We start from the raw sequence: 10,236 nt of genomic DNA, 5'->3' as shown, positions 1-10,236 counted from the left end.
TTTGTATTCTACCGTGGTTTTTTGGCCGTCTGGAGCCTTGATGGCAGTCCAAAGTCCATTCTTGGTATAGTAGTTGTCTCCGTACCTGATGTAGACAAGCTCCTCGTCCATCTGTTTGACGGTTTTGTTGCCCAACCTGGAGAGAGCCTGAAAGGCCGCTCCAGCGAAAAACGTGTATACGTTTTTCGCCGGGAGGTCTTTGGAACGATCCGAATTCAACGGCACTACGGGGATGCCGTTTTCTCTAAGTGTGGTGTCTTTGACCGCAATCAACAGGTCGTCGTTCGAGGGAAGTTTGGCGGCGTCGGTACGCCGGCTTGCCCTGAGTTCAAGCGCCGCCAATCGTCTAGCGGAGGCGTCGAGCTCTTCGGCTTCAGGCATGTCATTATCATCGGCCATGTAAGCGATCCTTCAAGACACTTGGATACTCAGCTGCAATTGTTTTTCGTTTGTTTTTCGTCTCGGGCCTTAACAGCTCTTAGCAACGCCATAAGCCGGCGTTCAGTACGCATCCGGCGTAGGCCGCAGGCTCATTGGATTATTCTGGCGGCCATCGCTTAAGCAGTTCCGGGCTTTCGTTGTACATCCGGACGAGTTCGATCAGGTTTTCGATTCCGAAGTCAGTGAAGGCCTGGATGCCATGTTCTCCGACGCCATAGACCCAGATGGCGCCGTCTTCGATCTCCATTTCATTGGCGACGTCTCGCAGCCAGTCTTCGTCTTCGCCAAGATCCTCGGCAACACGGTTGATGGTGGTAACGTGATGAACCTTGTTGACGTGCATGGTTACGCAGCTCGAGCGGGGATCGCTGATGCCGACGTCCAATTCCAGGGGAGCAGTTCGTCCAGCCGATGAACTGGATGAGCGGCGATGCGGGCAAGGACGTCAGTGAGCCAGGCCTGCGGATCGATGCCGTTCATTTTGGCCGTGACGATCAGGCTGTACATGGCCGCAGCGCGCCACCCGCCGCGATCAGAGCCGCAGAACAACCAGGCCTTTCGGCCAAGTGCGATGCCTCTTAGGCCGCGCTCGGCGGCATTGTTTGAGAGGCAAACCCGCCCCTCTTCAAGGAACAGGGTGAAGCTCGCCCAGCGCTTCAGGATGTAGTTGAACGCCTTGGCCAGGTCGTGCCCGCGGGACAGTTTAGCGAGCTGCTCGCGCATATAGACCTGAAGGTCCTCGACCAGGGGCCGGCTCAACGCCTGCCGCACCTGAAGGCGTTCCTCGGGGCTCCTGCCATTGATGGAGCGCTCGATCTCGAACAGCGCATCGATCCGCCGCACGACCTCGACGGCGATGGGAGAGAGCGGGATCTCCTTTTTGCCCGCAGCTTTGCGTCGCGCATTCTCTTCGATGTCGGCCATGGCAAAGAACGGGCGCCGCGCATGGACCCAGCACGCCGCCTCCTGGATCGGCCTAGGCTGGCGCCCGGCCAGATAAAGCTGGTTGTACCCGTCATAGGCGTCGGCCTGCAGGATGCCGGCATAGCCTGCCAGGTGCACCCGGGGATGCTCGCCCTTGCGATCCCGCGAGTAGTAGAACATCGCGGCCGGCGGGCCGGCGCCGCCAAACGGCCGGTCGTCCCGGACGTAGACCCAGCAGCGTCCCGTGTCGGTCTTGCCCTTGGCCAGGACAGGGACGGTCGTATCATCGGCATGAAGGCGCTCGGCCGCCATCACATGGGCTTCGAGGCGGCGCAGGAGGGGATCCAGGGACGCGCAGACCGATCCTACGGCGTCCGCCATGGTCGATAGCGCAATCGGCACGCCCTCCAGAGCGTAGCGCTCGGCCTGACGGTTCAACGGCTGATGCTGGCCGAACTTCTCGAACATGATCATGGCCAACAGGCTCGGTCCGGCCCATCCCCGGGCGATGGCATGGAACGGCGCCGGTGCCTGGCTGATCTTCTCGCAGTCGCGGCAGGAGAACTTCTCCCGCACCGTCTCGATCACCTTCCACTGGCGCGGCACCACCTCCAGTGTTCGGGTTACGTCCTCGCCGAGCTTGCGCAAGCGATTGCCGCCACAACACTCGCAGGCGGTCGGCGGATCGATCACCACGCGCTCGCGTGGCAGATGCTCGGGGAAGCTCTGGCGGTCGGCGCGCTTGCGCGTAAATCCCCACACTGTGGTCGTCTTGGCAACAGCTCGTTCAGCCGCCAGTTCGTCCTCGGTAGTGTCGGCCTCCAGCTCTTCGAGTGCCAAGGCCAGCTGTTCGATCAGCCGCGACGAACGCTCCGACCGCTGTCCATAAATTTGGCGCTCGAGCTTGGCGATCTGAAGCTTCTGATGGACAATCAGCGCGCTGTCTTCCGACGCCTTCGCGCGGGCTACCGCAAGCTCGGCGGCAATCTCCAAGGCCTTGGCGCGCTCGACCGCCAGAGCCTCCTTCAGGGCTGCGATATCATCAGGATCAGAGTTGCGATCAGCATCCATGCGACGCAGTGAATCACAGATCGGATGCGTTGTGACTCCCCAAAAAAGCGAAAGCCGCAGATTTATTTGCTCAGCCCGCGCTTTGCGGCCGCCAGCTGAGTTGCGGGTTCCTCCAATCGATGCCCTCGAGCATGTAAGCCATCTGCGCCAATGAGATCGATACCGCACCGTCCGACGCTGAAGGCCAGATGAACTTGCCGCGGTCTAGGCGCTTGGCATAGAGCGACATGCCCAACCCGTCATGCCAAAGAATCTTGACCAGATCGCCGCGGCGCCCGCGGAAGATGTAGAGATCGCCTGCATGAGGATCGCGCTTCAGGCTCTCCTGAACACCCAGCGCCAGGCTTTGCATGCCGCGGCGCATGTCCGTGTGGCCGGTCGCGATCCAGACCCTCACGCCGCTGGGAATCGGGATCATCGTGTTCGTCCATCCGCCAAGGCCGCGACAGCAGCCTTCACCGTTGATGCGTCGACCGCGCCCGTGATCCGCATACGAGCCCCGGCAGCAAACTCGATCTCAATCGCGCCGCTGCTCACTGGCCTGATCGGATCAGGCGTCACCTCTGGATCCGGGACCATCTTCGCTGGGACGAAGCTAAATTGTGTGCCGGTGGCATCCTTTGGCTCGGGATGAAAAGCCCGGCGCCATCGCAGCAGCAGCGACCGCGAAAGGCCGTATCGCCGTGCCGTTGCCGCGACCTGGCGGGGACCCTGAAAGCTCTCCACAACGATCTTGAGCTTCTCCTCCTCAGACCAGCGCCGTCGCCGGCCTGTGTCCACCACCTGAAGCCGCTCGACTTGAGCGCTGCGCCTATCACTGTCCATAGAGACAGGTTCTTAGTCCCCAAGCCACTTAGCAAGGCGGCCGCCGCCGGAGGCGTACGGCGTTCACGAGAATTCATAAATAGTTTCGGATCGTCCATCGGCGCATAGTCGTCTGCATCAATATCCAAAAGCGTACTCAGTTCAGGTGATAGCCGAACGCTGTTTCCACTTTGACTAAGCCCGGAGTGCGGTGATGGAAGTTTTACGAGCGGCAACTTGGCTTCCTTTCAATAGCGAACGCACGGGTTGGCGCGTTGGATTTCCTTTATAGAGATCTGAAATTCTGGAGCGTCAACGTCGAATCGCGCTGCACTTGTAATGTGGTTACATCGGACACGCTTGCTCTCTCGCCGCCGTGCCGACGCGCATGCGACAATCAGCGGTCTGATCCTGAAGTCAGGGTATCGGCTTCGCCGCATACGTCACGAGTGCACGAATGCACAAACAAAGAAAGGCGACAAAGCCATATATCCTGCCCCGCCCCGCCCCGGGGAAAGGCCTCGATGAACTCCTGACTGTCGTTCAGTTGACAGTCGCTGAAGGAGCTTCGTTGATCGCTCGCCTGTACCAACATACGAGGACAGATGGATCGAATTTTACAATTTCCAACGCCCTCGTCAGGCGCTGCAAACCGCGCGCAGATGACGGTCTGGCGGACCGGTGTCAGCGGCGCCTTCGGCGACGAGGCTGTGGATATGACGCTTCTCGCAAGCGAGACGATTGGACAACGCTGCGCGTTGCCCACATCCCCCACAGCCACAACAGCAGCAAGCAAGAGCAGCGTAAGGGTATTGAGAAAAACGAACGGCAGCAGTTCCACTGAAACGAGTGGCTTCAGCTGAGTGGACAACCTCCTGAAAGTTCACATCTAGCGCGCACAAAAATAAACATTCAGTGGCAAGGTCACTTTTTGCAGAACACAACAACTTTATTAATAGCTAAGATAGGGTTACATTTCCGGAAAGCGATGAAAATAGGAGCACCCACACGGCGATGGGCACATAACTAGAAAGCAGACCATATAACAGAAACACAGACACTGTAGCAACAAAGGACAAATAGCGAGCGAGAGGCGTTCTCAGCCTCTATGGAACCCACTTCTAAAAAACTTAAAAACACTGACAATACAAGCGAACAGAGACACACCACAATCAAATTAACAATAATAAAGGTAGGAGTTCTAAAAATGACGATCAGTCGGCGCCAAGAGAGCGCATCAAGAACGCTTGGCAGGCAGCAGGCGACTCGAACAGGAACATCGATCTCCGCCATACAGCCTAAGCTTAACTTGTTGCTTGGTGGCGAGCGCGTTTATTCGGGAGACACCTTCAATGAAGGTATGTCTCGCAAATAGCTAGAACGTCAAAAGTACCAAAATACGGGCGACTATAGAAGTGATCCCCTTCATCCCGAAAGCGATCGGTTTTGGGAATGATCAGACATTTTCTGATATGGTGGTTGTTTACTTCGTGGCGTCCCAAGTTCCGGTATTTTGAGCCTACCCTATAAGCACTGAATTCGTCTTCCCACGGTAGAAATTCGTATGCCAGCATCCTGGTCTTCCCGTCGGCGAAAAAGCCATATTGGCTCACAATTTCGTTAAGATTTTGTGTCACAGTGGCCACGCCGCATAAATCTGCGTTGAGCAGGACGGCGAGTAAGATAGGGTACCCATCTTGATCTCGTTCTATCTGCTCTAAGCGGCCCTCAGTCGGATCATTGATGCACGGACGGTTCCGGAATTCCTCCAGAAGATCGTTGATCTGCGGCTCGGGGAAACGCTCGCACCAGGTTTCACTATGCTTTAAAACGTCTGCATAATATTGTTGTTGCGGCTGCAGGGTGTTATCAAGAAAAGCGTCGTAAATCATTTTCGTCTCCCGAACGCGGCGTCGCACAGACGCCTTAGAGGAGGTGCCGCCACAATCAATGCTCTGGTCAAATGTTGGGCGATCGAAATGTGCCATTGTGAGAGACGATGTAAGCTAAAAACAGTGTGATGGAAGAACAAGCAGTTGTGGTGATAATAGCTAGAATGGTGAGAGGATATAAATACAGGAGGGATTGGATTCTTCCAGCCCTTGCAAAACTTCTTAGGCAAGCGACCAGAACAATGGCCTTTCATAAGCGAACCGCCAAAGAGGCCCTTTAGCGAGACCCAAGCATATTTTTACCGCTGGAGAACGACAGAAAGTGACATCCTCGGGTTAAACTTATTGGACCATGCTTTTAGACAGTGACATTTGATGGGTTTCACACATCCCTCTAGTCGAGACGGAAGAACCTTGCCCCTCTGAGCTCCAGAATGGACACACTCGGCCGGCTGCCACATGTAAGTATCTTCCTGATTGGCCCACACGGATAGCGAAGGCACACGATTGACCTTTGCAGGCGGGTCCCCTCGCTCTTCCTTATTGGACCGCAATCACAAACAGTGACAGGCACCAATGGACAAGCAGAACTCGACTTCACTTCCGTCCGCAATGTTAGACTCTCGTAGAGCAATAAAAAAGACGACGATAAGGGCCGCTCTTATTGGACCGAAACTACAGAGGTCAATGACGGGATCCAATAGGGTAAAGGTCTCAAGTTTATTATACTATTCTTTTAACGATCAATAAAAGCTCATCTATCATCTAATGTAAACGTCGCGTCGGTTTTTGGGCGCGGCAACTTCACGCGCGACACGAAAACGGAGGCCGTGAGGCCTCCGTTTTCGTGTGGCTCCGCGGAAGTTGCCGCGCCCAAAAACCGACGCGACGTTTACATTAGGATATATCCTGCCCAGCCCAGCCCAGCCCAGCCCAGCCCAGCCCAGCCCAGCCCAGCCCAGCCCAGCCAGCCAGCCAAAAGTTGGATGTGACGCGTTGTTGACTTAGCAATCCGGGCGACCCTTTGCAGAACGCCAAAGTTGTGCCCTTTGACGGCTTCACAGAAGCTGCGACTCTACGCGACCTAAGGGACACATCCAAAAGATGCCCCTTTATTACACCGCAACGGCAACAACTGTGCCGGTTGGAGATTACAAAACCCATCACCTCGTGGACAAGCCTCTATATAAACGAGTCACTCTTATAGTTCGCCACGCAGCGAGCCCTCTTATAGTATCTGTCGTAGACGTCATACCTTCACCATGGCAGACAATTATCCAACCTACGAGCGCCCCCAATTTGACAGCGTCTGCCTAACGGGTACGACCAGAAACAATCTGTGCAATGGCCTCAAGATGGCAGTCGAAGCCTACCGTGAGCACTTCCTCAAGCAGGTCCAGCGAGCTCAGGGCGAGTGGGTGGCTGCGGCGCGGGCGTACGAACAGGCTGCGGGCCATCCTCCACGGGATTTTGGGGCGTTCGAAACCCAGCCCTGTATGACCGAGTCTCCATCCGGTGGCATCAATGAGGCCATCGATGTTGACGCCCTCTCGCTTGATGCTTCACATCCCCCCCTCTTGTATGTTTATTTGCCTACCACCCTTGCACTATCCTGTGTTGCAACCAGGAGTTTCGAAGAAGTCCCAACTAAATATTGCCCTGGGGTGGTGATAGCAATGAACTGCAGGCCATACGATGACAACATCTCTACTAAATCTTTATCGAAAAGGTACCACGACCGATGGTGCACTAACGTCCAGCGCGAGGAGATGCAGTATTTCCTCGCTATCGTTCAGACCGACCTCTTCAGTTTCCAAGAGAACCAAATATGGACGCGCGATACGACGACAGGGCGATTCGACATCGTGGCCCATGGACAGATGATTTGGCCCCCCTCTATGCCCGCCTCCAACTGGCCGAGGGCGACCGGTTGGGATTAGTGGTGCCACTCTCGCTACGCCAATGTTGGTCCTGGCCCCTCGTAGAAATACATCCTGTTTTTTAATTTCCATTTGCGTCAGTCGTGTTTGTTGGTTGTATTATTGTTGTTTCCGTTTTCGCTAGTTATGCTTTTGCGCCCATGGCGTCATGTTGTTGTACTGTTCACTGAATTCAATTAAAGGCCAGGCAAGTTTGCACGTCTAGACTGTCATATGCGATAAGAGACCATCTCTGGCGCAAAACGTCGCATTAAAAGCACAATGGCAACAATCAAACACATAATGGCCTTTTCATAAGCGAAACGCTAAGAATAATTAAAGTGGGCCCTTAGCGAGACCCAAGCATATTTTACTATTGGAGAACGACAGAAAGTGACATCCCTGATGTAAATGTCGCCTCGGTTTTGGACCGCAACTTCCGGGCTCGCGCTTTGCGCGAGCCCGGAAGTTCCTGTCGCGTCCAAAACCGAGGCGACATTTACATCAGGATATATCCTGCCGCCGCCGCCGCCGCCGCCGCCGGGATGGCTCAAGGAACCGTTGCGGAAGGAGATATCTGAACCGCCCTGGGTTTGCCGGAGGCTCCAACTCCTGAGAGGATGGAGCCATGACGAGCAAGACGACGAACAAGTTTTCACCCGAGGTCCGGACCCGCGCGGTTCGGATGGTTCTGGATCACGCCAGCGAGCACCCGTCGCGCTGGGCGGCAGTGACGTCAATCGTGGCCAAGATCGGCTGCACGCCGCAGACGCTGCATGACTGGGTCAAGAAGGCCGAGGTCGATAGCGGGCAGCGGGCTGGCGTTCCGACCGACACGGCCGAGAAGCTGAAGGCCCTGGAACGGGAGAACCGTGAGCTTCGGCAGGCCAACGAGATCCTGCGCAAGGCAAGCGCCTATTTTGCGATGGCGGAGCTCGACCGCCGGTCCAAGCCATGATCGCCTTCATCGACGATCATCGTGGGCGCATGGGGTCGAGCCGATCTGCAAAGTCTTGCCGATCGCCCCCTCGACCTACCACGCCCATGTGGCCAAGCGGCGCGATCCGGCCAGGCTGTCGGCGCGCGCCAGGCAGGATGTCAGGCTGAAGATCGAGGTTCGGCGCGTGCTCGATGAGAACTTCTCCGTCTACGGCGTGCGCAAGGTCTGGCGGCAGCTCAAGCGCGAAGGCTTCGATGTTGCCCGTTGCACGGTGTCGCGACTGATGCGGGACATGGGTTTGCAAGGGGGGATCCGCGGCAAACCGGTCAAGACCACGATCAGCGACAAGGCCGCGCCCTGCCCGCTGGATCACGTCACAGGCGCCACGACCGAACGTTCTCTGGCTCTCCGACTTCACCTATGTCGCGACCTAGACCGGCTTTGTCTACGTCGCCTTTGTGATCGACGCCTATGCTCGCAGGATCGTGGGCTGGCGAGCCTCGCGCACGGCACATGCAGGCTTCGTCCTCGATGCGCTGGAGCAAGCACTGCATGATCGACGACCGGTCCATCGCGGCGGGCTCGTGCACCACAGCGACAGGGGCAGCCAAGGCGTCTCTATCAAATACACCGAGCGCCTGGCTGAAGCCGGAGCTATCGCCGAAAGTTGGTGACGGCGGGAATCGGGAAGGCGGCATATCGTGGGGGTGCTTGACGCCTCCACTTCTCCACCAAAGGAGCGATATGCCGTGCCCAACGATAACGTCACCAGACTGATTCAGCCAGGATTCTTCGACGATCAACTCACCGAAATCTTACGCAATGGAGCCCGTGCGCTGCTTGCCAAGGCGGTCGAGGCCGAGGTCGCGGACTTCCTCGACAAGCGACAAGCATGCCGATTTAAAGACCCAGGACGGTCAGCAGCGCGTCGTCCGCCACGGTCACCTGCCGGAACGCGAGGTGATGACCGGTATCGGTCCGGTCACCGTTCACCAGCCGCGTGTGCGCGACCGCACGGCCGCCGCCGGCGATCCCGGCCGCATCCGGTTCTCACCGTCGATCCTGCCGCCCTACATGCGCCGGTCGAAGTCGATCGAGACGCTGCTGCCGATCCTTTATCTGAAGGGTATCTCGACCGGCGATTTCTCCGAGGCGCTGGCGGCGCTGCTCGGCAAGGATGCTGCCGGGTTGTTGGCATCCGCCATCGGCCGCCTGAAGGACGGCTGGTTCGACGAGCACGCCGCGTGGCAGAAGCGCGATCTGTCGGCGAAACGCTACGTCTACATCTGGGCCGACGGCATCCATCTCGAAGCCCGCCTCGAGGACGAAAAGCAGTGCATCCTGGTGCTGATCGGCGCGACGCCGGAAGGCCGCAAGGAACTGGTCGGCTTCACCGATGGCGCCCGCGAGAGCGCGCACGACTGGCGCGATCTGCTGCTCGATCTGAAGCGGCGCGGGCTCGCCGTGCCGCCGCGGCTCGTCATCGCCGACGGCGCACTCGGGTTCTGGAAGGCCGCCGGTGAGGTCTGGCCGAAAACGCGCGAGCAGCGCTGCTGGGTGCACAAGACCGCCAACGTACTTGCCAAGCTGCCGAAGAGCCAGCACCCGAAAGCCAAACGCGCGCTGCAGGAGATCTGGATGGCCGAAACCAAGGCCACAGCCGAGCTGGCGTTCGACGCCTTCATCGAGAGCTACACGCTGAAATACGAGAAGGCGGCCGACTGCCTGCGCAAAGATCGAGACACGCTGCTGGCTTTCTACGACTTCCCGGCCGAGCATTGGAAACACCTGCGCACGACCAACCCCATCGAAAGCACCTTCGCCACCGTGCGCCACCGCACGATCCGATCGAAGGGCTGTCTATCCAACAAGACCGCGCTCGCGATGGTCTTCAAACTGGTCGAGGGCGCCCAGAAAAATTGGCGTCGTCTCGATGGCCACAACCAGTTGCCAAAACTCGTTCTCGGTGTGACATTCAACAACGGGATCGAGGTCATCGCAAAGCCGACCGACCGTCAGCCCACAACCGAAGCCGCCTGACCGGCCCCGGCCGTCACCAAAATTTGGCGATAGCTCCTGAAGCCGGCGTGGAGCCCTCTGTCGGGAGCGTCGGAGATTCGTGAGCGTCATGTAGGGACCACGCTCTGAGGGCTGATCTGGTCGGCTAGGAAGATCTTGCGGAATGGTTTGTCGCGAGGTCACAATGTCGAAGGATAGTCGTAAGGATAGCGATAAGGATAGGCAT

6 protein-coding genes, 3 pseudogenes and 1 other annotated feature are annotated in these 10,236 nt (G+C 57.5%); of the genes and pseudogenes, 3 read left to right on the top strand and 6 right to left on the bottom strand.

The genetic code is table 11. The annotated features are described in order from the left end of the window. The 6 genes and pseudogenes from C7G61_RS41120 to C7G61_RS41095 form a co-directional block, all read right to left on the bottom strand. A pseudogene (locus tag C7G61_RS41120) lies at window positions 1-399 on the bottom strand (hypothetical protein); the annotation flags it as partial. A gap of 139 nt (window positions 400-538) precedes the next feature. Continuing rightward, a complete protein-coding gene (locus C7G61_RS41115) occupies window positions 539-784 on the bottom strand; it encodes a hypothetical protein (RefSeq protein WP_108523231.1) in 246 nt (81 codons plus the stop codon). Between the two features lie 2 nt (window positions 785-786). After that, entirely contained in the window at window positions 787-2,436 is a 1,650-nt protein-coding gene (gene tnpC, locus C7G61_RS41110) for an IS66 family transposase (RefSeq protein ID WP_108523230.1), read from the bottom strand. A 70-nt stretch (window positions 2,437-2,506) separates the two neighbouring features. Beyond that, entirely contained in the window at window positions 2,507-2,854 is a 348-nt protein-coding gene (gene tnpB, locus C7G61_RS41105; protein WP_108523229.1) for an IS66 family insertion sequence element accessory protein TnpB, read from the bottom strand. Further along, a complete protein-coding gene (gene tnpA / locus C7G61_RS41100; RefSeq protein WP_108523228.1) occupies window positions 2,851-3,261 on the bottom strand; it encodes an IS66-like element accessory protein TnpA in 411 nt (136 codons plus the stop codon). The genes tnpB and tnpA overlap by 4 nt, the downstream gene beginning before the upstream one ends. A 1,328-nt stretch (window positions 3,262-4,589) precedes the next feature. Continuing rightward, window positions 4,590-5,132 (bottom strand): hypothetical protein, encoded by a 543-nt coding sequence (locus tag C7G61_RS41095; protein ID WP_108523227.1) that lies wholly within the window; start codon window positions 5,130-5,132, stop codon window positions 4,590-4,592. A gap of 1,262 nt (window positions 5,133-6,394) precedes the next feature. Between C7G61_RS41095 and C7G61_RS41085 the strand changes: the two genes are divergently transcribed. The 3 genes and pseudogenes from C7G61_RS41085 (at window position 6,395) to C7G61_RS41075 (ending at window position 10,031) form a co-directional block, all read left to right on the top strand. Further along, the gene (locus C7G61_RS41085) at window positions 6,395-7,072 is read left to right on the top strand and encodes a RolB family protein (RefSeq protein WP_108523226.1); all 678 of its coding nucleotides are present in this window, start codon (window positions 6,395-6,397) and stop codon (window positions 7,070-7,072) included. Between the two features lie 607 nt (window positions 7,073-7,679). Beyond that, window positions 7,680-8,644 (top strand): annotated as a pseudogene (locus C7G61_RS41080) (IS3 family transposase); the annotation flags it as partial. After that, window positions 7,964-8,079 (top strand) — a sequence feature (AL1L pseudoknot). (Overlaps the previous pseudogene by 116 nt.) Before the next feature lie 96 nt (window positions 8,645-8,740). Next, window positions 8,741-10,031: pseudogene (locus tag C7G61_RS41075) on the top strand (IS256 family transposase). Window positions 10,032-10,236 lie beyond the last annotated feature (205 nt).

The sequence above is a fragment of the Bradyrhizobium algeriense genome (assembly GCF_003062295.1).
In the GTDB taxonomy this organism is placed as follows: Bacteria; Pseudomonadota; Alphaproteobacteria; order Rhizobiales; family Xanthobacteraceae; genus Bradyrhizobium; species Bradyrhizobium algeriense.
This window is presented reverse-complemented; position numbering and strand designations above follow the sequence as displayed.

What these genes read in the sequence shown, in the direction of transcription:
- tnpC (WP_108523230.1), bottom strand. Translation starts at nt 2,436, where the DNA reads ATGGATGCTGATCGCAACTCTGATCCTGATGATATCGCAGCCCTGAAG.
- C7G61_RS41085 (WP_108523226.1), top strand. Translation starts at nt 6,395, where the DNA reads ATGGCAGACAATTATCCAACCTACGAGCGCCCCCAATTTGACAGCGTC.
- C7G61_RS41115 (WP_108523231.1), bottom strand. Translation starts at nt 784, where the DNA reads ATGCACGTCAACAAGGTTCATCACGTTACCACCATCAACCGTGTTGCC.
- tnpA (WP_108523228.1), bottom strand. Translation starts at nt 3,261, where the DNA reads ATGGACAGTGATAGGCGCAGCGCTCAAGTCGAGCGGCTTCAGGTGGTG.
- tnpB (WP_108523229.1), bottom strand. Translation starts at nt 2,854, where the DNA reads ATGATCCCGATTCCCAGCGGCGTGAGGGTCTGGATCGCGACCGGCCAC.
- C7G61_RS41095 (WP_108523227.1), bottom strand. Translation starts at nt 5,132, where the DNA reads ATGATTTACGACGCTTTTCTTGATAACACCCTGCAGCCGCAACAACAA.